Below are 22972 nucleotides of genomic sequence, written 5' to 3'. Positions count from 1 at the left end.
GATGCGACGCTTCGCGAGCGTGCCGGAGGCCCGCTACGCGGCGCGGGCGAACCGGGTATCATGCGCAGCGGCTGAAACAAGAACTACAACTTTCGCGATCGTCGCCGTCGTGCGGGCCGCTTCCAGACATCTGCCCGGCACGCGACCTTCACGCCACATCGGAGCTGTTTATGCCATTGCGGTCCGGCGTCGACGAGGCCAGCTTTCGTCGCATCCTCTTTCGCAACATCGCGCTGCCGCTCGGAACGGGCGTCGTGACGGCCGTCGCGTTCGTCGCGCTCGTGCTGTATCTGCTGTCGGGCATCAACTGGGTCGAGCATTCGGAGCGCGTGATCGGCAATGCGCAGGAAATCGGCCGGCTCGTCAGCGAGAAGGAAAGCGCGATTCGCGGCTATCTGATTACCGGCGACGAGAGCTTTCTCGCGCCGTATGACACCGCGAAGCCGAAGCTCAGCGCCGATATCGACACGCTCGCCGATCTCGTCTCCGACAACGCGCCGCAAGTCGATCGCCTGATTCGCATTCGCGCCTTGCAGACGCAGTGGGACAAGGTCGCCGACGAGCTCATCGATGCCCGCCGCCGCGCGCAGGATTCCGTTCCGCTGGTGCGCGCGGGGCGCGGATCGGCCGAACGCGCGGAGACCGAGCGCGAGCTTTTCGCGTTTCTCAACATCGAGCAGGCCTTGCGGCTGCAGCGCGTGGAATCGGCGAAACAGCTCACGACGATCACCGTCGTCGTCTTCCTGATCCTGAGTCTCGCGCTGTCCGTGATTCTCGCAATCTTCGGCAGACGCGAATTGATGCAGCTTTCCAGCGCGTTCGGCGCGGCGATCGGCGAGCAGGAACGGCAGACGCGCGCGCTTCAGGAACAGGCCTGGCTGCGCGAAGGGCAGACGCGGCTTGCAGAGAGAGTCATCGGCCGGCAATCGCTCGATCAGCTTTGTCAGACGATCCTCGATTTTCTCGCGGATTACCTGAAGATTTCGATGGGCGCGTTCTATGTGCTCGAAGCCGACGGCGCGTTGAAGCGCACCGCGAGCTTCGGCTTCGATCCCGACAGCGCGCCGGTTCCCGAATCGCTCGCGGGCGTGAAAAGCCTCGTCGGGCAGGCGGTGCACGCGCGCAAGCTGACGAGCATGAACGACGTGCCCGCTGGTTACTGGAAGGTGACATCGGCGCTCGGCGCGAGCGCGCCCGCGAGTCTCGCGATCGTGCCGATAGAGAACGAAGGCCAGGCGAACGGCGCCATCGAACTGGGCGCGATGCACAAGCTGACCGAACGCGACGAGCAGTTCCTGAAGTCGATTGCGGGGAATATCGGCGATTTCGTCGAGGCGGCGCAGTATCGCGAGCGCCTGCAACGCGTGCTCGAAGAAACGCAGCAGTTGAACGAAGAGCTGCAGATGCAGCAGGAAGAACTGCGCACGACCAACGAGGAACTCGAACAGCAGACGACCGCGCTTTCGCAGGCGCACGTTTATCTGGCGAATCAGAAGGCCGAACTCGAACAGACCAACGATCGGCTCGCGGAACAGGCGCGCGTGCTCGACGAACGCAACGTCGCGCTCAATGCCGCGCAGGGCGAACTCGAAACGCGCGCCGAAGCGCTGCAGCGCGCGAGCCGCTACAAGTCGGAGTTTCTCGCGAACATGTCGCACGAACTGCGCACGCCGCTGAACAGTTCGCTGATTCTCGCGAAGCTGCTGTCGGAGAACAAGCCCGGCAATCTGACGAAAGACCAGGTCAAGTACGCGCAGACGATTTATTCCGCGGGCAACGATCTGCTCAATCTCATCAACGACATTCTCGATCTCTCGAAGGTCGAGGCGGGCAAGCTCGATCTGCATATCGAGGACGTGCCCTTGCAGCGCATCATGGATTCGCTTGCGCGCACCTTCGATCCGCTCGCGCGGCAGAAGAAGCTCCGGCTCGAACTGCGCAACGATATCGACGACTATCCGACGCTCACGACCGATTTCCGCCGTCTCGAACAGATTCTGAAGAACCTGCTGTCGAACGCGGTCAAGTTCACGGATGCGGGCGCGGTCTCGCTCACGCTCAAGCGCGCAGGCGAGGGCGCGGTGCAGTTCGTCGTGACGGATACCGGCATCGGCATTGCGCCGGATCAGCTCGAAGCGATCTTCGAAGCGTTCCAGCAAGCCGACGGCACCACGAGCCGTCACTACGGCGGCACGGGTCTCGGCTTGTCGATTTCGCGCAGTCTCGCGCATCTGCTCGGCGGCGATATCGCGGTGCGCAGCGCGCAGGGCGCCGGCAGCACGTTCACGCTGACGATGCCGCTCGTCTACGGCGCGTCCGACGCGTTGCCGAGCGCCGTAGCGGAAGCGCCCGCGCCCGTGGTCGTCGAAGAAGAGGCGCCGATCGAAGCGCTCCACGTCATCGACGACGATCGCTTCGATGTCACGCCCGGGCGACGTCTCGTGCTCGTGGTCGAAGACGAGCCGGGCTTCGCGCAAGTGCTGCTCGATCTGGCGCACGAACTGGGTTATCGATGCATCGTGAGCGGCACGGCGCGCGAGGCGCTCAAGCTCGCGCAGGACAGCGCGCCCAACGCGATCCTGCTCGACATCGCCTTGCCCGACCGCTCGGGGCTCGTGCTGCTGCAGGAACTGAAGGCGAATCCGAAGACGCGGCACGTTCCGGTGCATGTCGTGTCGGCGTCGGACAGAAGTGAGGCCGCGCTGCATCTCGGCGCGATCGGTTACGCGGTGAAGCCGACGACGCGCGAGCAACTGACGGCGATTTTCCAGCGCCTCGAAGAGAAGAGCAGCCAGAAGATCAAGCGCGTGCTGCTCGTCGAGGACGATGCGCGTCAGCGTCAGAGCATCGTCGAACTCATCAGCGATACGGACGTGGAGATCACGCCGGTCGAGTTCGGCCGCGACGCGCTCGAACTGCTGAAGACGACGATCTTCGATTGCATGATCATCGACCTGAAGCTGCCCGATATGCAGGGCGGCGACCTCTTGCGCCAGATGGCCGCGATCGACGCGTATTCGTTCCCGCCGGTGATCGTCTACACGGGCCGCAATCTGACGCACGACGAGGAAGCGGAACTGATGCGCTACTCGCAGTCGATCATCATCAAGGGCGCGCGTTCGCCCGAGCGTCTGCTCGATGAAGTCACGCTGTTCCTGCACAAGGTCGAGACGGATCTTTCCGCGGATCGTCAGGCGATGCTGCATGTTTCGCGCTCGCGCGACCGCGTGCTGGATGGCCGCCGCGTTTTGCTCGTCGACGACGACATTCGCAACATCTTCTCGCTATCGAGCGCGCTGGAGCATCAGGGATTGAAGGTGGATATCGGCCGCAACGGTTTCGAGGCAATCGAGGCGCTCGACAAGAATCCGGACATCGACGTCGTGTTGATGGACGTGATGATGCCCGGCATGGACGGACTCGAAGCGACGCGGCGTATCCGCGAGGACGCGCGCTTCAAGAAGCTGCCGGTGATCGCGATCACCGCGAAGGCGATGAAGGACGATCAGGAGCAATGCCTCGCGGCGGGCGCGAGCGATTATCTGGCGAAGCCGATCGACATCGACCGGCTTTACTCGCTGTTGCGCGTGTGGATGGCGCGGCGCGTTTAGATATTCAGCGCGCGCTTGTCGACGGCGAGCGCCGCTTCGCGCATCACTTCCGACAGCGACGGATGCGGGTGGCAAATGCGCCCGATATCCTCGCTCGCCGCCTTGAACTCCATCGCGACGACGGCTTCCGCGATCAGATCCGACGCGTTTGCCGAGATGATGTGTACGCCGAGAATCTCGTCGGTTTTCGCATCGGCGAGGATCTTGATGAAGCCGTCCGTTTCGCCGATGCCCATCGCGCGGCCGTTGGCGAGCATCGGAAACTGGCCGGCCTTGAATGCGCGGCCTTCCGCCTTCAGCGCCTGCTCCGTCTGCCCGACCCACGCGATTTCCGGATGCGTGTAGATCACCCACGGAATGCAGTTGTAGTCGATGTGCGGCTTCTGCCCGTCGATGATCTCCGCGACCAGCACGCCTTCGTCCTCCGCCTTGTGCGCGAGCATCGGGCCACGCACGACATCGCCGATCGCGTAGACGTTCGGGACTTTCGTCGCGCAATGGCCGTCGACCGGAATGAAGCCGCGTTCATCGACCGACAAGCCGATGGAATCGAGACCGAGATCGTCCGTGTTCGGCACGCGGCCGATCGACACGATCAGACGATCCGCGTCGAGCGTCTGCGCGTTGCCGTCCTTGTCCTTGTAGGAGATCGAGACGCTCGAATCCGTCGTCTTCACGCCGTCGATTTTCACGCCGAGATGAATCGTGAGACCTTGCTTCTTGAAGAGCTTCGCGGCCTCCTTTTGCAGCGCGGAGTCGGTCGTGCCGAGGAATTCGGGCAGCGCTTCGAGAATCGTCACTTCCGCGCCCAGCCTGCGCCACACGGAGCCGAGCTCCAGCCCGATCACGCCCGCGCCGATCACGGCGAGCTTCTTCGGCACGGACGTGAAGGCGAGCGCGCCTTCGTTGTCGGAGACGATCTTGTTGTCGACCGGCACGTTCGGCAGATGCCGCGCCTTCGAGCCCGTCGCGATGATCACATGCTGCGCGGTATGCGTTTCACCGCCGACGTCGATCCTGAAGCTCGCGCCGTCCTTGCCCGCGAGCTTGCCGTGACCTTTGATCCAAGTGATCTTGTTCTTGCGGAAGAGGAACTCGACGCCGCCCGTGATCTTCTCGACGATCGCTTCCTTGCGGCCGACCATCTTGCCGACATCGACGGAAAGGTTGTCCAGGTTGATGCCGAGCTCGTCGAAATGGAGTTGCGCCTTCTCGAATTGCTCCGATGACGCGAGCAGCGCCTTCGACGGAATGCAGCCGACGTTCAGACAGGTGCCGCCGAGTTTCGGCTTGCCGGCGTGGTTGATCCATTCCTCGACGCACGCCACCTTGCGGCCGAGCTGCGCGGCGCGGATCGCGGCGATATAGCCGCCGGGCCCGGAGCCGATGACGATCACGTCGAAATCGGCCTTCTGACCTGACGCGGCGGCGGGCTTTTCAGGCGCAGGCGCCGGGGCAGACGCGGGAGCGGGAGCAGACGCGGGCGCCGATGCCGATGCCGATGCCTTCGCGTCCGTATCGATGACCGCAATGACTTCGTCCACGTGAACGATGTCGCCTGCTTTCTTCAGCACTTCCACGATCGCGCCGGCCGATGGCGCGGGCACTTCGAGCACGACCTTGTCCGTTTCCAGCTCGATGAGAATTTCGTCCTGCGCCACGGCGTCGCCCGCATTTTTCTTCCACGGCAACATCGTCGCTTCGGTGACGGATTCGGAAAGCTGCGGAACCTTGACTTCAACCCTGGCCATTCAGATTCTCCTGTTGAGCAATTCGTCGCGATGGGAAATGTCCGGCTGCGTGCCTTGCGGACGCGGCCTTGTCCGGCCGGCCTGACGCGCCGAAGGACACAAGGATACGCCGTGTCCGGACCGCGCGCGCGGGATACGGCCCTCGACTCGCGCATCGCCTCGGCTTTGAGTCATCGTTATATTCGATGGTATATTGCGGAACACGAAAGCACGAGGTGATCATGCGGACCCCTCCGTTTCAACTTGCACGCTCGAGCGCGCCCGGCCTATGCGATGCGTGCTGTCAGCCGACCGAATCCGATCTTCGCGCCTCGCGTCGTCGCGCGCGTCTTGCCGAACTGGATTCGCATCTGCATTGCTCGGTAATCGGCACTTGTCTTTCGACGGGCGAGCTACGCAAGCTCGTGCCCAGATTCACCGATTTGGACCGCCATCACGCGAGCGATCTGGAGATTCATCACGCCGCTGTCGAACTCGCGATCGCGGGCGGCGCGGGCGCGAAGGCGCTGAACAAGGCGCTCGACGAACGCTATTCAGGCGCGATCCGCCGTTTTGACGCCGCGCGCGATACGCAGGCGCTGCTCGATCTGTGGAACGAGGCGCTGAAGTCCGGCGATATTCCGCCCGCGTACTGGGCGGTGATGTCGCATCCGCACGCGACGATCGCAGTGCGCCAGTCCGCGTTCGGCGAACTTCATATGCTGTCGCATCTCGTCGGCGCGGCGAATCGCGCGGATATCCGGCGGCTCGTCGCGCTCGAAGCGGAGAATCAGGAGCTTAGGGAAAAGATCGATCGGCAGCAGGCGCGTCTTTTCGAACTGAGCGCGGAACGCGATGCGTCCGTCAGACAGGCGAGCGAGCACGCGCTGCAACTCGCAGCGTTCGGGCAACGCAAGGCGGATATGCCGACGGCGCAGCTCGAAGCCGAAGTCGAGCGCCTGCGCGAAAAAATCGAGGACGGTGAACGCAGGCTCGCGCTGCACACGAGCCGCCGCGAAGCCGCCGAGCAGCGCGCGCTCCGGGACGAGGACGAGACACGCGCATTGCGCAACAAGCTGGGCGAAGTTCAGGCGCTGCTGAAGGTCGTACAGGCCGAGTGCGCGGCGCTGGAACGCGCGACGCTCGGTGCCTGCGATCGCCCCGACGTGCGCCGACGCGCGATGGAATGGGTGAGCGGCAGGCGCATCGTCTATGTCGGCGGAAGGCCGAATTCGAATGCGGTGCTGAAGGCGCTGGTGGAGGCTGCGGGCGGCGAGCTGATCGGCCATGACGGCGGCATCGAAGATCGCAAGGGCTTGCTCGCGGCCGCGCTGCCGAACGCGGATGTCGTGCTGTTTCCCGTCGATTGCATCGATCACGATTCGATGAGCATGCTCAAGCGCGTCTGCGACCGGCATGGCGTCGAGTATTCGCCGTTGCGCACCGCGAGCGTCGCGAGTTTCGTGGAGTTCGTCGGACGGCTCATGATTGGCGCGCGTGGCGGTCAGGCGAGCGCGCCGCCGCCGTCGGCGTTCTGCTTACGACACGGTTAGGGCTTGAGCAACTGCGTGAGCGATTCGATCTGCTCGGCGCACGCGGCTTGCGCCTGTGTTTCGACATCGCGATAAAGCCGCACGATGCTTTCGCCGACGGGCGTCAGCACGCAGCCGCCGCCGCTTTGCCCGCCTTGTTCGGAGATGGTCGCGGGCGATTTGAGCGAGCGATTGAGCTCGTCGATGAGCAGCCACGCGCGCCGGTACGACATGTCGAGGCTGCGCGCCGCCGCCGATATCGAGCCGTGCTTGCGCACCGCTTCGAGCAGCGACACCTTGCCCGGACCGATGGCGATGGTCTCGCCTTTCGTGATGCGCATGCGAAAGCGCACTTCGATCGGCTGGTTCGCCGCGTCGGTGTCTGATGCGTTTTCCGGTGTTTTCAGGGTCGTCGCCATGCCCGAGAGGATACACGAAGGAAATCGGAGGGGCGTTTGATGAGGGGCTTGCGGGCGTTATCGGTTGTCCGGATAGGACGGCATCGGGGAATATGCAAGGCCGTGTTTGCGACATGCATGTGGCTCCGGCTGACGGGAGGCGCGAGGTGGTCATCGCGGACGGTCGATGATCGGGTAGAGAGATTGGCGCGACTGCCCGAGCGGCGCTTGCATTTCGTTACGCCAGTGGAAGTCGCGCTCGCCCGTTAGCATCTGCTTGCCGTCGAAGCCGCGCGCGTTCCAGCGTTGCCGATCGCGATGTCATCGACGCGGAAGAGTGTGCCCGGTGAATATTGGCGGTGGAATGTCGTTACGTAGCGGAAGGGATGGCTTGCCACCGGGAACCAGCAACGAGAGGGTAGGGGCGAGCACCGCCATGCGATAACAGTAGGTCCGCCGCTTGGCTTGCTATGAGCGCGACGCCGCCCTGATCGGCCGTGACGTTCGAGCCGAGGACCGACAGATTGCCGTTGCCGTTCTGACCAGCCGCCAGCGTCACGCCGCCGCCTGCACTGATCCTCGAACCATTCACCGATTCGTCGTAGCTCGACGAGATATGCTGCGACTGCTCACCGCCGAGCGATTGCTCGTGATGCGTCGCCGTATCCTTCGACGCCGTGATCGTGAGATCGCCGCCCGCGATCATCTTCGCGTCACCGCCCGCGACGATGGTCGACCCGGTGAGCGTGGTATCGCGCTCGGAGAGGGTCATCACCTTGCCGCCCGCGACGATCGCGCTGCCGAGTTGCCGGCTCAGCGTTGTACATGTCGACAGCTGAACCGATCGATGCACCGCTGTTACCGCCCACCGCCGCGCCCGCACCCGTAGCCAGCGCATTCGCGATGATATTACCCAACGCTCGATCCGCATCAGCATTGCCGGTCGGACTCGCGCCCGTGATCGCGTTGCTCACATCGTTCAGATTGCCCGCCAACGCCGCCGATAAGCGAATCGCCCGCGTTGAGGGTAGTCGCCGTCAGCCTGTCATCCGACCGATGCATCGACTCCGCGTAACTGCCGTGGCTGTCGCTGCCCGAACTGTTGCTGTCGATGGTCGATGTCGCCTTGGCCGCCTGCAGCGTCACGTCGCCCTTGACCGCGACGACACCGCCACCGCCCAGGTCGATGTTCGCACCGGTCGCGGTCAGATCGCCTCCGACACCGATCTCCGACACACCACCGACGACCACCGAGCTGCCCGTCATCTGATTGATGTTGGTGTTCGACACGCCGTTGGCGCGCTCGACGACCTTATGTTCGCCCGTCTGCGCCGCGCCGAGGTTCCAGTCTCCACCCACGGTCATGTCGAGGCCGCCGCCCACGTTCAGATTGCCCGCGTTCTGCTCGACGTTCCCACCGGTCACGATGAGCGCGTTGCCCGCCACGTTCAGGTTCGCAATAGGTCCGAGCGTCGTCGTGGTGCGCGTCGCGCCCGTCGCGCTCACCTGATCGACCGTATTGACCGCCGTATTGAGGATCAGGTCGCCGCCCGCCTTCAGCGCCAGACTGCCCGAGTTCACCGTCGACGACGTCAGATCGACGTTGCCCTTCGTCGTCAGCAACATCAGCCCGCCGCTTTGCAGCGTGCCGAACGCGTTGTCGATTGCCTTGCCATCGATCGACAGCGTATTGCCCGCCTGCACCGTGCCGCTGTTGGTGAAGGTCTGCGCGTTCTTCAGGTCGACATCGCTCGCCGCGATCAGCGGCCCTTGCATCTTCTGCTGGCTGCCCGCAGCAAGATAGACGACCGGCACCAGCACGGACTGCCCGTTGACCACCTGCGTCTGCAGGATGATGACGTTGGAAGTGAGCGCCGCCACCTGCTCCGGCGACAAGGCCATGCCCAGCGGCAAATCCAGCGACTTGACGAGCGATGCCCCCGCGGTCAGCAGCGACTCGTACATCGATTCGAGGTCGGTGTAAGGGCCCAATACCGCGCGGCCCGTCAGCGATGTGATCTGGTTGCGCACGAGTTGTTGCTCGTAGAAACCATCGCCCAGACGCTTCTCCGTGACCTGCGGATCGAAGCCCAGTTGCTGCAGGAAGTAGTCGCTGGAGATGAACGACTTCTGGTTCGTGAAGGCGGGGTTCGTCTCGATCAGGTAGTTCGCGCCCGGCGTGCCCGACGGTCTGAATAGCCCGCCCTGCGGAATCGTCAGGTTGCTCAGGACATTGAGCGCGGTCGCGCTCGCGATGATCGGATTGACCAGCCCCGAGCCACCGTTGACGCTCGCCGCGCCCGCCTTCGTGCCGCCCGCATTGCCGCTCAGCCCGCCGATCGTCACGCCGGAGAGCGCCTGGCCGGGCGCAAGTCCGAGCGACGGAATCCCGGCATTGGCCGCCGTATTGTCGATGCTGACGCCCGTACCCGAGAGCGTGCCGCCGCCGACGAAGCTCGATTCGTAGCTCGGCAGCGCATAAGTGCGAAGGTCAGCGGGCGCGGCCTGCGTGTAGCCGCCCGGTCCGCCGCCCGCGAACGGCGCATCGCCGAACGGCAATGTCCAGTTGTGCTCCGAGTTGTCGTAGTTGTTGTAGTGGTAGTAGCCCGAGTACGTTACCTGCACTTGCGGCGCACTCTGGCCCCGCCAGCTGTTCTGGTCGAGCGAGACTGGCATCGAGAGATCGCCCGCCGCCGCCACTGCGCTCCAGTAGTTCTGAAACAGCCCCACCGACGACGCATCGACCTTGCCGCCGGCCACGATCTGCGCCTGCGGACTGATGCCGGCGATCAGGTTCGCCACCGCCACGCCCGTGTACGTCGTGTACTGATAAGGTCGGTGCTGTTGCTCTCCAGCCTGCCGCCGTTCGAATTGTCGAGCGTGCCCGACACCGCGACAGACATCGGCCCCGCGCCCGTCTGCGTGATGACGCCCGCCCGATTGGCCAGATTCGTGGCCGTGATGGCCAGTTGCGCGGCTTGCGTGGTGCCGCCGCTGTTATCGAGCGTGCGCGCGTTGAGCTTGCCATTCACGTATCCGGCCTGTTGCGTCTGCGTGATGGTTGCAGCGTTATTCAGGATCGCGCCCTGGCGCTGGACGTCGAATTGTGAATAATTGTTGACCGACACGCCCGCCGAACTGGGTCGCGAGATATTGACTTGCGGCAACCCGTTTTGCGTCTGTATGACTTGAGCGCCCGAGCCGGGCACCGCGACTATCTGTGCAATTGACGGCGCGCTCAGGATGACATTGCCGATAAGGACCATCGCGGCGAGAACGAGCGCGCGCAATGCGGGCACGGACCCGGCGTGATGAGAGCGCGTCGCGGGACGACGCGCGCCGGGCGCGGTGCGATGAGCGCTGGCGAAGTCCGCGACGGCGACGAGCATGTGCCGCACGCGGCTATAGACGAGTTTGTAAAAACCCTTATTCATGATTCTTTTCGGGATTGAGTCGGCGGGGTCAGCGTCTGCGCGCCACTGCTTAGCGGCAGAGAACTCCGAATTTTCAGCCATCCTTAACTGAAAATTCATACGGATAACTCTGAAAGAAGAAACGCCTCGCGAGATGCGAGGCGCCTATTCGAGTGGGGAAATTCTGAGTTTGGAACGAACGAGCGCGAGTCCCGGTCTGTGCGCGGCGATCTAGGGCGTGTCCGGATACCGGATCACAAAATCCTCACATCGCGGACAACCCGGCGCACACGTCGTCTCAACGCCTCGCGCAAGCGCGACTTCCTTCGCCGAAGTGATCGTCGCGCCGATTTCCCGCGCGAACAGCATGCTATCGGCCGATCCGTTCATCGATGCGACGCACCCAGAACGTGGGCATCGACGCGCGCGAGGCGCTTCAGATGGCGCGGCGCGCGCACCGTGTCCGCGCCGGAAACGAGCACCGGCAATCCGTCCTCGATGCCAAGTTCGCGATCCTCGCACTCATACGCGACAATCACCTGCGCGCCGATCGGCGTATTGAAAAGCTCGTGCCAGGAGAACGTCACCGCATAGCCATCGTGCGCGTGCGCGAGGAACACGGTGCGCTTGAAATCGGTGTTGTCCGGCCGGCGCACGCCCGCGGCGTCGAGCAGCACGCGCAATGGCACGCCGCGATAGCTTCCCATCGGTCGAATGTAGCGGCCCGTCGAAAAGCACACGAGATCGAACGGTTCGATGCTCACGCGCCCGAATTCGCGCATTGCGGCGACATCGAGCGTCAGCGGCCTTTGCACCGCGCCGCCGATCTCGATATATGGGCTACTCGAATTGCTCTGGCTCGATGACGACATGATTCCTCGAAACATGGGGTCGCGCGAAATGGGCTATATCCGGGAATATATTACGATGTCGCACCGATGACATTTCTGTCCGCACATAATCGGCATGCCCGGCGCACGATTGGGCAACAAAATGGGCAAACGTGTACTGTTCTACCCGCGAGAACGTCGCAGCCGGCTGAGCGATCCGCCCAGCCGGCATCCCGCTCCATCCCATCAACGAGAGAGGATTGTCATGCCGTTCGTCACGACCAAAGATAACGTCGAAATTTTCTACAAGGATTGGGGCCCGAAGGACGCGCAGCCCATCGTTTTCCATCACGGCTGGCCGCTTTCTTCCGACGATTGGGACGCGCAATTGCTGTTTTTCGTCCAGAAGGGATATCGCGTGATCGCGCACGACCGGCGCGGACACGGCCGCTCGTCGCAAGTCTCGGACGGTCACGACATGGATCACTACGCCGCCGACGCCTTCGCGGTCGTCGAGGCGCTCGATCTGCGCAACGCAATCCATATCGGACATTCGACGGGCGGCGGTGAAGTCGCCCGCTATGTCGCGAAGCACGGCGAACCGGCGGGACGCGTCGCGAAGGCGGTCCTCGTCAGCGCTGTGCCGCCGCTCATGCTGAAGACGGAAGCCAACCCGGAAGGCCTGCCTATCGACGTCTTCGACGGTTTGCGCAAAGGGCTCGCGGACAACCGCGCGCAGTTCTTCGTCGATGTGCCCGCAGGTCCGTTCTACGGCTTCAACCGCCCGGGCGCGACGGTGCATCAGGGCGTCATCCAGAACTGGTGGCGTCAGGGCATGATGGGCAGCGCCAAGGCGCACTACGAGGGCATCAAGGCGTTCTCGGAAACGGATCAGACCGAAGATCTCAAGTCGATCTCCGTCCCCACGCTCGTTCTGCATGGCGAGGATGACCAGATCGTGCCGATCGCCGATGCCGCGCTGAAGTCCATCAAGCTGCTGAAGAACGGCACGCTGAAGACGTATCCGGACTTCTCGCACGGCATGCTGACCGTCAACGCGGACGTCCTCAACGCAGACCTGCTCGCATTCGTGCAGGGCTGATTCACGCAGCCGGCGCGGACATTGTTCGTCCGCGCCGGCATCTCTGTTCAAGGCACACGGCTTTTTCCCGATTGGAAGCGCGCTTAAAGTGGCCAACTCCAATCTAGCCTCAGTGCCATCATGCAAATCGATACACCAGCAATTGCAGCATCGCCGGAAGGACGTTCGACGTCGATGCGCCAATGGCTCGCCGTCATCGCCGTGGCCGTGAGCGCGTTCGCGTTCGTGACGGCCGAATTCCTGCCCGTCGGCTTGCTGCCGCAGATCGCGCACGATCTCGGCGTGTCGCCCGGCGTCGCGGGTCTCATGGTGACGACGCCCGGCGTCATGGCCGCGATATTCGCCCCGACGCTCATCGTCAGCGCGGGCCGAATGGATCGGCGATATGTCTTCCTGCTCCTCACCGCCGTCCTTCTGATCGCGAACCTCGTCAGCGCCGTCGCGAACAATCTGCCGGTCATGCTCGCGGGCCGCGCCATGCTCGGCGCCGCGTTGGGCGGCTTCTGGACCCTTGCGACCGCCGCCGCGCCGCGACTCGTGCAGCCGAAAGATGCAGCGAAGGCCACCGCGACCATTCTGACCGGCGTGACGCTCGCGACGGTCGTCGGCGTGCCGCTCGGCACGTTCATCGCGTCGTTCGCGTCGTGGCGTTTCTCGTTCGCGGCGACGGCGGGACTCGTCGCCGTGGCGCTGATTGCACAGGCGCTGCTCGTGCCTTCGTTGCCGTCGGCATCGGCGTTGCGCATCGCCGATTTCAGAAAGCTGCTCGCGCGTCCTCACACGCGATTGAGCATGCTGATGGTCGCGCTCGTTTTCGGCGCGCATTTCTCGACCTACACGTACATCGCGCCGCTGCTCGAACAGGACTTCTCGTTGAGCACGATCACGCTGCTGCTCTTCGGCTTCGGCCTCGTCGGCTTCTTCTCGAATGCGCTGATGTCGATGGTCGTCTCCGGTCATCTCAAGAAGTCGGTCGCCGCGATGGTGTTGCTGCTGCTCGGCGCGATTTCGTCGATGCTGCTGCTGGAGCACTCGATCATCGGCGAAACGGCGGGGATGCTGCTGTGGGGCATTGCGTTCGGCGCCTTGCCGCTGTGCTTCAGCGTGTGGATTCAGCGCGGCACGGCGGACTTGCCCGAAGCGGGCTCCGCAATGTTCGTGAGCATCATCCAGGTGGCGATTGCGGTGGGATCGGCGGTCGGCGGCACGATCGTCGACCGTGCGGGCGTACACGCTGATTTCACGTTGGGACTCGCGCTCGCGCTGCTCGGACTCGTCGCGCTGCAACGGCTGGCGGCATGGGAACGGCCGGCCCGGGCGTCCGCATTCAAGCGCGGATACGACGCTTCGCCGGATTGACCTGTCGCAAGCCGCGCTATATTGGTCGTTCGGTCCGACGCCCTTGCGCCGGGCTCATCGACGGGAGAAGCGCATGAAGCGTCGGCTGATGGCGGCAATCGCAATGACGATGTTCCTCGCGGCGTGCGGCTCCGTCGCGCCGGACGCGGCCGTGCAAACCGTCCCGCTCGCGGGCACGCCAAACGGCGTCGCAGTGCGCGATTCGGACGGCGCCGTGTTCGTCACCGACGACCGGACCAACGGCGTCGTGATGACGTCGCATATCGGCGAAGAGGACGCGCCCGCGTTTTCGCTCTACGCGCGCATTCCGGCAGCCGAGGGCGAACGCACGAGCCTGAGCCAGATCGCGTTCGCGCCGAACGGTCATCTGCTCGTCGAGCAATTCGGCTTCGGCACGTCGGCCGCGATCTACGATGTCGCGCCGAGCGGTCAGGTCGCGCTCGCATCGGACACGAATTCCGCGCGGCGGCGTGTCGGCCTGCTCGTGCTCGATGGCGGCACGTTTCTGTCGAGCTGGTTCATGGAGGAGGGTGGCGCGCCGGCAGAAGGCGGCGTCAGCGTGATTACGCGTGGCACGGCGCCGCGGCAGGTGATCGAGCGCGACATCGTCACCGGATTGGGCAAGCCGGTCGGCTTGGCTACGGTCGGCGACACGCTCTACATCAGCGATCAGGCCGCGAACCGCATCTATCAGGTGGACTTGCAGTCGGCGCGGGCGGCGAGCGCGCCCGTGCCGGCGAGCGATGTCTTCGCGACGGTCGAAGCGCCCGACCTGATGGCCGCGACTCCCGACGGCCGGCTCTTCACGAAATGCGGCGCGCACGCCGTATGCAGCATCTCGAAGCGCGGCCGCGCGACGGTCATCGCCGACGATCTGCAATCGCCGCGCGGCGTGGCGGTGGACGTCGCGCGCAAACGGCTCGTCGTCGTGGATCGGTCGAGCGCGCCGGACAAGCCGAGCGCGCTGCGCGTGGTGCCGATCAAATAGCGACGGTGTCGCTCATCGCGGCGACGACCATCCCTTATAGCTGCCGACGTTGTCGCGCGTGACGAGCGTCGACGGCAGCAGGATCGTCGAGTTGGCGGGCTTCTTGCCGTTCATCAGATCGTAGCCGACGCTCACCGCCTGCTGCGCCATCGCCCACGGATCCTGGCTCGCCGACGCCTGAACCATCGTGTCGGTCTTGAGCGCGGTTTCGATATCGGGCGCGCCATCCACCGACGTAATCACGATGTTGTTCCGATGCAGTTGCTTCGCCGCGAGGTCGGTGCCGATCGCTTGCGGATCGTTGATCGCGAACACGCCGTCGAGCTTCGGGAAACGCGTCAGATAACCCTGCATCGCGTTCATGCCGCCTTCGCGCGAGCCTTTCGCGTCCTGATCGTCGGAAAGTACCTTGATGCCCGGGTTCTTCGCGAGCACGCTCTTGCAACCGTTCACGCGATCGATCACCGCCGACACTTGCGGCCCGTTCTCGATCACCACGTTGCCCTTGCCGTTGAGCTTCTTCGCCAGATAATCGCAGGCAATCTCGCCGGCCTGCACATTGTTGGTCTGCACGGTCGCGTCCGCGCCGGCCGCCGCGACGTCCACCGCGACCACGACGATGCCCGCCTTCTGCGCCTTCTTCACCGCCGGCTCGATCGCCTTCGGATCGACGGCGTTCAGCAGGATCATGTCGACCTTCGCCGAAATGAAATTGTCGATCTGCGTGAACTGCTTGTTCATGTCGTAATCCGACGAAACAGCCGTCACCTTCACGTTCGGATTGAGCGTCTTGGCCTTCGCTTCCGCGCCCTTCGAGATCGTCACGAAGTACGGATTGCCGAGCGAGCCGACCGTGATGCCGATGGACTTCAACTGCTTGTCGGCGGCGTGCGCGGATAGCGACATCGTGAAACCGAGAGCGAGTGCGACGCTGGCGAAAAGCTTGTTGTGTTTGCGCATGTTGTTGTCTCCGGGGTGGTCCATATTTTTGAGGGCGGGCGCAAGCGGACCCGAATGCGCCCGGTTTAGCCAGATCAGGTGCGAGCCGAGCCGCGCTGACGGTAACGATCGAGCGCCACCGCGCCGATGATCACGAGGCCCTTGATGATGTACTGCCAGATATCCGACACGCCGAGCAGCACGAGGCCGTTGGAGAGCACCGCGATGATGAGTGCGCCGACCAGCGTGCCGACGATCGAACCCACGCCGCCGACGAAGCTCGTGCCGCCGAGAATGACCGCGGCGATGGCGTCGAGTTCATACGACTGGCCGAGTTGCAAACCGTTCGCGGCGTAGAGACGCGCGGCCGACATCACGGCGCCGAGACCGGCGAGCAGGCCCGAGATCGCGTAGACGAAAAGCTGGATGCCCCACACCTTGATGCCGGAAAGACGCGCCGCTTCCGGATTGCCGCCGACCGAATAGATGCGCAGTCCGAGCACCGTGCGTCGCAGGATGAACCACGACACCAGCACGACGAGCAGCGCGATGATGACGAGCCAGGGCACGCCGAAGAGCGTGTCGTTGCCGATGAACGCGAACGGCAATTGCGGATTGAAGATCGTCGTATCGTGACCGATGAGCCGCGCGATACCGCGCACGGCGGTCAGCGAACCGAGCGTCACGATGAACGGCGGCAGCTTGAGCAGCGCGATCAGCAATCCGTTGATGACGCCGAAGCCGAGACCGACGGCGAGCGCGGCGGGAATGCCGAGCCATCCCCATCCCGGAATGTTCGATGCGAGCAGTGCGGCGACCGCGCCCGCCGAGAGAATCGAGCCGACCGACAAGTCGATGCCGCCCGTCAGAATCACGAAGGTCATGCCCGCCGCGAGCACGATGTTGATCGATGCCTGCTGCGTGACGATCGACAGATTCTGGAAGCTGAAGAAGCCGTCGGTGACGATGCCGAAGCCGATGCACAGCAGGATCAGCACGGGCAGCATGCCCGCGGTTCGCATCAGCACCTGCATGCGTTCGCGATGCTCGATGCGGTTCTGCCGCTGCGATACGCTCTCCGCCTTCGCAACCGGCGCGCTGTCGTGGTGTTTCGTCGTGTTAGCCATGTCTCTCTCCAGATATCCTTTAAGCCGCCTGATCGAGCGCGACCTTCGAGCCCGTCGCCAGTTCGATGATCCCTTCCTGCGAAATCGGCTTGCCGGAATGGCCGCCGAGTTCGCCCGCGATTTCGCCTTCGCGCATCACGAGCACGCGGTCCGCCACGCCGATCACTTCCGGCAGCTCGCTCGAGATGACGATCACGCCGACGCCCGACCGCGCGAGATCGTTGATGATTCGATAAATCTCCGACTTCGCGCCGATATCGACGCCACGTGTCGGCTCGTCGAGAATCAGCACTTCGGGCTTGGTTTCGAGCAGGCGCGACAGCAGCACCTTCTGCTGATTGCCGCCCGACAGCGCGCCCACGTTCACGCGCATGTTCGGCACGCGGATGGTCAGCGCGGCGATCGCGTCCTTCGCGCGCGCGTTGCCGCGCGGCAGGTCCATCACGCCGGCTTTCGCATCGCGTCCGGCGACGGTGATATTGATGTTGTCGCGCACGCTCATGTCGAGGAAGAGGCCCTGGCCCTTGCGGTCTTCCGTCAGATAGACGAGACCGGCATCGATCGCGTCGCGCGGCGTGCGCAGCTTGAGCGGCTTCCCGTGCATCGACACTTCGCCGCGTATCGCCGGTTCCGCGCCGAAGATCAGACGCGCGAACTCCGTGCGTCCCGCGCCGACGAGTCCCGCGATGCCCAGCACTTCGCCCTTGTGCAGATCGAGGCTGCATCCTTTCACGCGATTGCCGTCCGCCATATCGCGCACGGACAGCACGACGTTGCCCGGATCGTAAGGCGCGTGCTGCTTCTTGTAGAAGCCGGAGATGTCGCGGCCGACCATCATCTTGACGAGGCTGTCGGCGGAGAGTTCGTCGCGCATCAGCGTGCCGACGTACGCGCCGTCGCGCAGCACCGAAACGCGGTCGCTCAGTTCATAAATCTCCGCCATCCGATGACTGATGTAGATGATCGCGATGCCTTCCTCGCGCAGTTGCCGCACGAGCTCGAACAGGCGATCGGTTTCGCGCGAGGAGAGCGGCGTGGTCGGCTCGTCCATCACGAGGATGCGCGCGTGAGCATGCACGGCGCGCGCGATTTCGACGAGTTGCCGCTCCGCGATCGACAGGTCGCCGACGAGCGTATGCGGCTTGAAGTTCGCACCGAGACGCTTGAGCACGTCGGTGCACCCGCGCTCCATGCCCGCGCGATCGACGAGCCTGCCGCGCCGCAATTCGCGCCCCGCGTAAATGTTCTCCGCGACGGAAAGATTCGGCGCGAGGCTCAGTTCCTGATAGATCACCGCGACGCCGAGCGCGCGCGCGGCGAGCGGCCCGTCGATGGTGACGGTCTTGCCGTCGATCAGGATTTCTCCGCCCGCATCGGCCTGACACGCGCCCGAGAGGATTTTCATCAGCGTGGATTTGCCCGCGCCGTTTTCGCCCATCAGCGAATGCACTTCGCCGGGATAGACCGACAGACGCACGTCGTTCAACGCGCGCACGCCGGGAAAGGTTTTGCTGATGCCGCGCATTTCGAGCAGCGGCGGTCGGCTGGAAGCATCATGCGGCATGGTTCATCTCCTGCGGTTTGATGCCCGCGTGGCGGATCGCCGCGCGCGGTGAGAAGTTGAAGAACATCGGCAACGTGGCCGCGCCGATCGCGCCCGCATCCGGGCCGAAGGAGCCGCGCACGAGCGTCGGGGTGCCGCGCGCTTCGGGCGCGTTGGCGGCGAGCGTCGTCGACAGACGTGCGACGAGCTTGTCGAGGAGGCCGCCGTCGATGTCGGAATCGATCACGACCATCGGCACGTCGAGCACGCAGAGCGTCGCGCGCAGGGCGGGCGCGAGCGCTTCGATGCAGTCGTCGATCCATTCGTCGACGGCGGGAAGACTGCGCTCGATGCAAGCCTGCAGATCGACGCGGTTATCCGCCGCGGCGCCACAGTAGTTGAGATGCCGCACGAGCGCGTTCAGCGATGCGCGCGACAGCAGGATGTCCCACTGGCCGGCCGGTTGCGGCGCGGACGGCAGGCGGCTCGGCGGCACCGGAATCACGCCGATGTCGCCCGCATTGCCCGACGCGCCGCGCAGGCAGTCGCCGTTGATCGCGATGCCGCCGCCAATCGCGGAGCCGAGAAAGAGATAGACGAAGTCGTCGCAACTGCGGCCGTGGCCGTAGAAAAGCTCGGCCGTCGCGGCGGCGTTGCCGTCGTTTTCGCTGAAAACCGGCAGCGAGAGCGTGCGCGCCAGTTCATCGGCGAAATCGGTTTCGTCCCACGCGCGGAAGCGTTCGGCGGGCAGGCCGAGTTCGCGCAGCCAGCTGCCGAGATTGAAGGGCTGCGCGATGCCGATGCCCGCCAGCCGCTCGCGCTCCGGCTCGGAAAGCAGGCGAAGCATGCTTTTGACATCGCGTTGCACGATTTTGAGCACTTCGGACGGATGCGGCAGGATGGCGTCCAGCGCGCTGCGGGCGAGCACGTCGCCGGCGAAATTCACGAGTACCGTTTCGATGCCCGTGCGATCCAGCCGCACGCCGATACCGAACGCGCCGCGCGGATCGAGCCGGATCAGCGACGCGGGCTGACCGCGCTGGCCTTCGAGACGACGACCGGTGTATTCGATCAGGCCCGCATTTTCCAACGATTCGACGATGCTGCCGACCGCCGTGCTCGTGAGATTCGCGTGACGCGCGAGATCGGCCTTCGATGCCGGCTCGGTGCGCCGCAGCGCCTGCAACAGCAGACGTTCGTTGTACCGGCGCACGCTCGCGGAATTGCTGCCTCTGCCGCTTGGGGATTTCACGCGCTGTCTCCGAAGTAGCCGGCCATCGAGTCGTGGCCATTAATTAAATCAAGTTGATTTATTTAAGACCGACGGCGCGGCGAAGTAAAGCAGGGAAATCCCGAAGCATTTTGTTCAGCGGAATGCGAAACGCGCTGCGCGACCATTGCAAACCGCGGACCCGGTGCGCTTTCACACTAGGCGATGCAATCGTCAGTTCCAAGCTTTGCGACACGGCTTTGCAGCCAGCTTTCGACGCGCGGCGCGCGCAGCGTCGTGCGGATCGATGTGCTATCGTCGGCGACACTTTTCGACACATTGGCCGCCGTTTCATGTTCTCGATTTCCGAAGCCACGCACGCGACCAAGGCCGCGCAATACGACGATCTGCTGCAGCAAGCCCGCGCGCTCCTCGCCGATGAAACCGACTTCATCGCCAACGCGGCGAATTTTTCGTCCCTCGTCTATCACACGCTGCCGGATCTGAACTGGGCCGGCTTCTATCTGTTCGACGGCACCGAACTCGTCGTCGGGCCGTTTCAGGGCAAGCCGGCGTGCGTGCGGATCGCGCTTGGACGCGGCGTCTGCGGCACGGCGGCGCGCGAACGGCGCACGCAGGTCGTGCCGGACGTGCACGCGTTTCCGGGCCACATCGCCTGCGATTCGGCGTCGCGCTCGGAGATCGTCGTGCCGCTCGTCGGAAGCGACGGCGCGCTGATCGGCGTGTGGGACGTCGATAGCCCCGTGCCGAACCGCTTCGACGATGAAGACGCGCTCGGCATGGAAGCGCTGTGCGCCGAGTTCATCGCGCTCGCGTGGAAAAAATGAACGTCGAAGCAGCGGATAACGGCGCGGCCGCGCTCGTGGAAGCGGCATCGCGCTGAGAATTTGTCCTGATCGGACGACTGGTCGCGTGCGTCTACAATGGGACGTTTTCATCCGTCTCAAAATTTCATGACGAGCCTCGTCCGTCGCCGCCTGCTTGCCGCATGCGCCATGAGCGCGTGTGCGTTCGCGCGCGTGCGCGACGTGCGCGCGGCATCGGACAAGGCGACCGTCGCGCTCGTGATGAAGTCGCTCGGCGATCCGTTCGTCGTGTCGATGATCGAAGGCGCGCGCAACTATCAGCGCCATTACGCATCGCAGCTCGATCTCACGACGAACGGCACGCTCACCGACAACGACGTCGCCGGGCAGATTCACATCGTCGAGTCGCTCATCGAAGCGAAGGTCAACGCGATCGTCATCGCGCCAGCGGATTCGAAGGCGCTGCTGCCGGTGGCGGCGAAGGCGATCGCGGCGGGCATCATCGTGATCGCCATCGACAATCCTTTCGACGAAGCCGCTCAGGACGCGGCGCGCGTCACGATTCCGTTCGTCGGACCGGACAGCCGGCGCGGGGCGAGGCTCGTCGGTGGGTATCTCGGCTCGAAGCTGAAGGCGGGCGATGAAGTCGGGATCATCGGCGGGCCGGCGAACGATCGCAACGCGCAGCAGCGCACGGTCGGCTTCACGGACGCGATGAACGCGGCGGGCATGCGTATCGCCGCCGTGGACAGCGGCGACTGGACCCTCGTGAGCGGCAAGGCGAGTGCGCTGGAGATGCTCTATGCGCATCCGGACTTGCGCGGCTTGCTCTGCGCGAACGACAACATCGCGATGGGCGCGATCGACGCGATCCGCATCGCCGGAAAAAGGGGCCGCGTGCTGGTGACGGGATACAACAACATCGAAACCGTGCAGCCGATGCTCGACGACGGCCGCCTGCTTGCGACCGTCGAGCAATTCGGCGCGCGGCAGGCGGTGTTCGGTCTGGATGTCGCGGTGAAGGCGCTCGTGGAGAAGCGGCGGCAGAGAGACTTGTCGCCGTATATGGAAACGCCGGTGCAACTGGTGACGAGAGGGGCAGCGAAGGGGTTTCGGTTCGGGGCTTCTTAGAGCGCGTTAAACCAGCCCCCGCGCCGCAAGACTCCGATACAGCGCCCGCACCCCGAACGTCCACGGCTCGATTTCCGTCGACAGCTTCACCGTATTGACGAGCGCGCCGAGACTGGGCGTCGAGATCGTCACGACATCGCCGAGATGATGCGTGAAGCCGCCGCCTTCGGTGTCGCGGTCCTTGATCGGCGAGAACATCGTGCCGAGGAACAGCATGAATCCATCCGGATACTGATGATGCGCGCCGTGCGTCTGCGTGACGAGATCCGCCGGATCGCGGCTGATCTCGCTCATGTGGCTCACGCCTTCGAGCACGAAGCCATCGTCCGCGCCTTCGATGCGCAGCGACACGCTCGTCGCGCGCACCGAATCCAGCGTGAAGCGCTCGTCGAAAAGACGCACGAACGGGCCGATCGCGCACGACGCGTTGTTGTCCTTCGCCTTGCCCAGCAACAGCGCGCTGCGGCCTTCGATATCGCGCAGATTCACGTCGTTGCCGAGCGTCGCGCCGACGATCTCGCCACGCGCATTCACCGCCAGCACGATCTCCGGCTCCGGGTTGTTCCATTTCGACGTCGGATACAGGCCGACATCCGCGCCGAACCCGACCGACGACATCGGCTGCGACTTCGAAAACACTTCCGCGTCCGGCCCGATTCCCACTTCCATGTATTGCGACCACGCGCCGCGACGCTCCAGTTCGGCCTTCAGCTTCATCGCGGCGTCCGAGCCGGGCTCGATCTTCGACAGATCCGCGCCGATCAGCTTGTTGATCGTGTCGCGCACTTCCTGCGCGCGGCTTGCGTCGCCGCCCGCCTGCTCTTCGATGACGCGCTCCAGCAAACTCACCGCGAACGTGACGCCGCACGCCTTCACCGCCTGCACGTCGCAGGGTGCGAGCAGGCGCAGGCCGCCGGCGGATGCATCGAGCGTCGCTTGCAGCAGATCCTGAACGTTGCCGAGATGCTCGCCTTCGGCGTTGCGGGCGATGTCGAGCGCATCGGCGTGATCGAAGAGGTCGGCGGTGGTCGGCGCGGCGCGCGTGATGTCGAACACTTCGCCCTTGCGCACCGCGACGACGGCGGGACCGTTCACGGGCGCAGGGCGCCAGACACGGCCGATCAGCACGGCGTCGGCGAAATCTTCGGGCAGACAGGAGGAGACGTTGACGGTTTGCATGAATGCGATGACAGGCGGGAAAGGAATGCCGATCGTAGCCCGCGTGTCGAAGA

The 22972-nt window shown here is 64.3% G+C and carries 16 protein-coding genes and 2 pseudogenes; 7 read left to right on the top strand and 11 right to left on the bottom strand.

The features are described from left to right. The first annotated feature begins 170 nt into the window (after positions 1–170). Positions 171–3611 (top strand): response regulator, encoded by a 3441-nt coding sequence (locus tag LDZ23_RS23955; protein WP_008349152.1) that lies wholly within the window; start codon positions 171–173, stop codon positions 3609–3611. On the opposite strand, the gene lpdA is transcribed toward LDZ23_RS23955, so the two are convergent. After that, positions 3608–5362 carry a dihydrolipoyl dehydrogenase gene (lpdA, locus tag LDZ23_RS23950; protein WP_244808237.1) on the bottom strand — a complete coding sequence of 585 codons (1755 nt, stop codon included), beginning with the start codon at positions 5360–5362 and terminating at the stop codon, positions 3608–3610. The genes LDZ23_RS23955 and lpdA overlap by 4 nt on opposite strands. 221 nt (positions 5363–5583) lie before the next feature. On the opposite strand from lpdA, the gene LDZ23_RS23945 reads away from it, so the two are divergent. After that, a complete protein-coding gene (locus LDZ23_RS23945) occupies positions 5584–6894 on the top strand; it encodes a DUF2325 domain-containing protein (protein WP_008349150.1) in 1311 nt (436 codons plus the stop codon). Here the strand turns inward: LDZ23_RS23945 and LDZ23_RS23940 are convergent. The 5 genes and pseudogenes from LDZ23_RS23940 to LDZ23_RS23920 all read right to left on the bottom strand — a co-directional run bounded on the left by LDZ23_RS23940 (position 6891) and on the right by LDZ23_RS23920 (position 11556). Beyond that, positions 6891–7292: a winged helix-turn-helix domain-containing protein gene (locus tag LDZ23_RS23940; protein ID WP_008349149.1), complete on the bottom strand. Its 402-nt coding sequence runs from the start codon at positions 7290–7292 to the stop codon at positions 6891–6893. The two genes, LDZ23_RS23945 and LDZ23_RS23940, sit on opposite strands and share 4 nt — an antisense overlap. A gap of 349 nt (positions 7293–7641) precedes the next feature. Beyond that, positions 7642–8208 (bottom strand): hemagglutinin repeat-containing protein, encoded by a 567-nt coding sequence (locus tag LDZ23_RS35125; protein ID WP_081987220.1) that lies wholly within the window; start codon positions 8206–8208, stop codon positions 7642–7644. 68 nt (positions 8209–8276) lie between these two features. Continuing rightward, positions 8277–10124 (bottom strand): annotated as a pseudogene (locus LDZ23_RS23930) (cell surface protein); the annotation flags it as partial. Next, positions 10061–10705, bottom strand: a complete 645-nt coding sequence (locus tag LDZ23_RS35025) for a two-partner secretion domain-containing protein (RefSeq protein WP_052131853.1) — start codon at positions 10703–10705, stop codon at positions 10061–10063. The pseudogene LDZ23_RS23930 and the gene LDZ23_RS35025, both read right to left, overlap by 64 nt. Positions 10706–11070: 365 nt before the next feature. Continuing rightward, entirely contained in the window at positions 11071–11556 is a 486-nt protein-coding gene (locus tag LDZ23_RS23920; RefSeq protein WP_008349143.1) for a molybdopterin-dependent oxidoreductase, read from the bottom strand. 223 nt (positions 11557–11779) lie between these two features. Here LDZ23_RS23920 and LDZ23_RS23915 point away from each other — a divergent pair, with 223 nt between their 5' ends. The 3 genes from LDZ23_RS23915 to LDZ23_RS23905 all read left to right on the top strand — a co-directional run bounded on the left by LDZ23_RS23915 (position 11780) and on the right by LDZ23_RS23905 (position 14963). Further along, positions 11780–12616: an alpha/beta fold hydrolase gene (locus LDZ23_RS23915; protein ID WP_244808236.1), complete on the top strand. Its 837-nt coding sequence runs from the start codon at positions 11780–11782 to the stop codon at positions 12614–12616. Between the two features lie 120 nt (positions 12617–12736). Beyond that, positions 12737–13975: an MFS transporter gene (locus tag LDZ23_RS23910; RefSeq protein ID WP_033536488.1), complete on the top strand. Its 1239-nt coding sequence runs from the start codon at positions 12737–12739 to the stop codon at positions 13973–13975. A gap of 73 nt (positions 13976–14048) precedes the next feature. Then, positions 14049–14963, top strand: coding sequence for an NHL repeat-containing protein (locus tag LDZ23_RS23905; RefSeq protein WP_008349140.1), 915 nt, complete (start codon positions 14049–14051; stop codon positions 14961–14963). Positions 14964–14975: 12 nt separating this feature from the next. On the opposite strand, the gene LDZ23_RS23900 is transcribed toward LDZ23_RS23905, so the two are convergent. From LDZ23_RS23900 to LDZ23_RS23885, 4 genes and pseudogenes are all read right to left on the bottom strand, one after another. After that, positions 14976–15869 carry an ABC transporter substrate-binding protein gene (locus tag LDZ23_RS23900; protein WP_404989962.1) on the bottom strand — a complete coding sequence of 298 codons (894 nt, stop codon included), beginning with the start codon at positions 15867–15869 and terminating at the stop codon, positions 14976–14978. A 128-nt stretch (positions 15870–15997) separates the two neighbouring features. Further along, positions 15998–16948 (bottom strand): annotated as a pseudogene (locus LDZ23_RS23895) (ABC transporter permease subunit); the annotation flags it as partial. Positions 16949–17048: 100 nt separating this feature from the next. Continuing rightward, positions 17049–18593 carry a sugar ABC transporter ATP-binding protein gene (locus LDZ23_RS23890; protein WP_008349137.1) on the bottom strand — a complete coding sequence of 515 codons (1545 nt, stop codon included), beginning with the start codon at positions 18591–18593 and terminating at the stop codon, positions 17049–17051. Further along, positions 18583–19824 (bottom strand): ROK family transcriptional regulator, encoded by a 1242-nt coding sequence (locus LDZ23_RS23885; protein WP_033536489.1) that lies wholly within the window; start codon positions 19822–19824, stop codon positions 18583–18585. Before LDZ23_RS23885 ends, LDZ23_RS23890 begins: the two co-directional genes overlap by 11 nt. 311 nt (positions 19825–20135) lie before the next feature. Here LDZ23_RS23885 and LDZ23_RS23880 point away from each other — a divergent pair, with 311 nt between their 5' ends. Together LDZ23_RS23880 and LDZ23_RS23875 are read left to right on the top strand one after the other, a co-directional pair. Beyond that, a complete protein-coding gene (locus LDZ23_RS23880; RefSeq protein ID WP_008349135.1) occupies positions 20136–20630 on the top strand; it encodes a free L-methionine (R)-S-oxide reductase MsrC in 495 nt (164 codons plus the stop codon). A 126-nt stretch (positions 20631–20756) separates the two neighbouring features. Beyond that, positions 20757–21740: a substrate-binding domain-containing protein gene (locus tag LDZ23_RS23875; RefSeq protein WP_033536490.1), complete on the top strand. Its 984-nt coding sequence runs from the start codon at positions 20757–20759 to the stop codon at positions 21738–21740. A gap of 6 nt (positions 21741–21746) precedes the next feature. On the opposite strand, the gene LDZ23_RS23870 is transcribed toward LDZ23_RS23875, so the two are convergent. Then, positions 21747–22919 carry a fumarylacetoacetate hydrolase family protein gene (locus tag LDZ23_RS23870; protein WP_008349133.1) on the bottom strand — a complete coding sequence of 391 codons (1173 nt, stop codon included), beginning with the start codon at positions 22917–22919 and terminating at the stop codon, positions 21747–21749. Positions 22920–22972: the final 53 nt, after the last annotated feature.

This window comes from Caballeronia zhejiangensis, assembly GCF_022879815.1.
Taxonomy (GTDB): domain Bacteria; phylum Pseudomonadota; class Gammaproteobacteria; order Burkholderiales; family Burkholderiaceae; genus Caballeronia; species Caballeronia zhejiangensis.
The sequence above is the reverse complement of the archived record's forward strand: the minus strand, read 5'-3'. Positions and strand labels throughout refer to the sequence as shown.

Excerpts from the sequence above, each read along its gene's own strand:
- LDZ23_RS23955 (WP_008349152.1), top strand. The coding sequence starts at position 171 with ATGCCATTGCGGTCCGGCGTCGACGAGGCCAGCTTTCGTCGCATCCTC.
- lpdA (WP_244808237.1), bottom strand. The coding sequence starts at position 5,362 with ATGGCCAGGGTTGAAGTCAAGGTTCCGCAGCTTTCCGAATCCGTCACC.
- LDZ23_RS23945 (WP_008349150.1), top strand. The coding sequence starts at position 5,584 with ATGCGGACCCCTCCGTTTCAACTTGCACGCTCGAGCGCGCCCGGCCTA.
- LDZ23_RS23940 (WP_008349149.1), bottom strand. The coding sequence starts at position 7,292 with ATGGCGACGACCCTGAAAACACCGGAAAACGCATCAGACACCGACGCG.
- LDZ23_RS35125 (WP_081987220.1), bottom strand. The coding sequence starts at position 8,208 with ATGCTGATGCGGATCGAGCGTTGGGTAATATCATCGCGAATGCGCTGG.
- LDZ23_RS35025 (WP_052131853.1), bottom strand. The coding sequence starts at position 10,705 with ATGAATAAGGGTTTTTACAAACTCGTCTATAGCCGCGTGCGGCACATG.
- LDZ23_RS23920 (WP_008349143.1), bottom strand. The coding sequence starts at position 11,556 with ATGTCGTCATCGAGCCAGAGCAATTCGAGTAGCCCATATATCGAGATC.
- LDZ23_RS23915 (WP_244808236.1), top strand. The coding sequence starts at position 11,780 with ATGCCGTTCGTCACGACCAAAGATAACGTCGAAATTTTCTACAAGGAT.
- LDZ23_RS23910 (WP_033536488.1), top strand. The coding sequence starts at position 12,737 with ATGCAAATCGATACACCAGCAATTGCAGCATCGCCGGAAGGACGTTCG.
- LDZ23_RS23905 (WP_008349140.1), top strand. The coding sequence starts at position 14,049 with ATGAAGCGTCGGCTGATGGCGGCAATCGCAATGACGATGTTCCTCGCG.
- LDZ23_RS23900 (WP_404989962.1), bottom strand. The coding sequence starts at position 15,869 with ATGTCGCTATCCGCGCACGCCGCCGACAAGCAGTTGAAGTCCATCGGC.
- LDZ23_RS23890 (WP_008349137.1), bottom strand. The coding sequence starts at position 18,593 with ATGCCGCATGATGCTTCCAGCCGACCGCCGCTGCTCGAAATGCGCGGC.
- LDZ23_RS23880 (WP_008349135.1), top strand. The coding sequence starts at position 20,136 with ATGTTCTCGATTTCCGAAGCCACGCACGCGACCAAGGCCGCGCAATAC.
- LDZ23_RS23875 (WP_033536490.1), top strand. The coding sequence starts at position 20,757 with ATGACGAGCCTCGTCCGTCGCCGCCTGCTTGCCGCATGCGCCATGAGC.
- LDZ23_RS23870 (WP_008349133.1), bottom strand. The coding sequence starts at position 22,919 with ATGCAAACCGTCAACGTCTCCTCCTGTCTGCCCGAAGATTTCGCCGAC.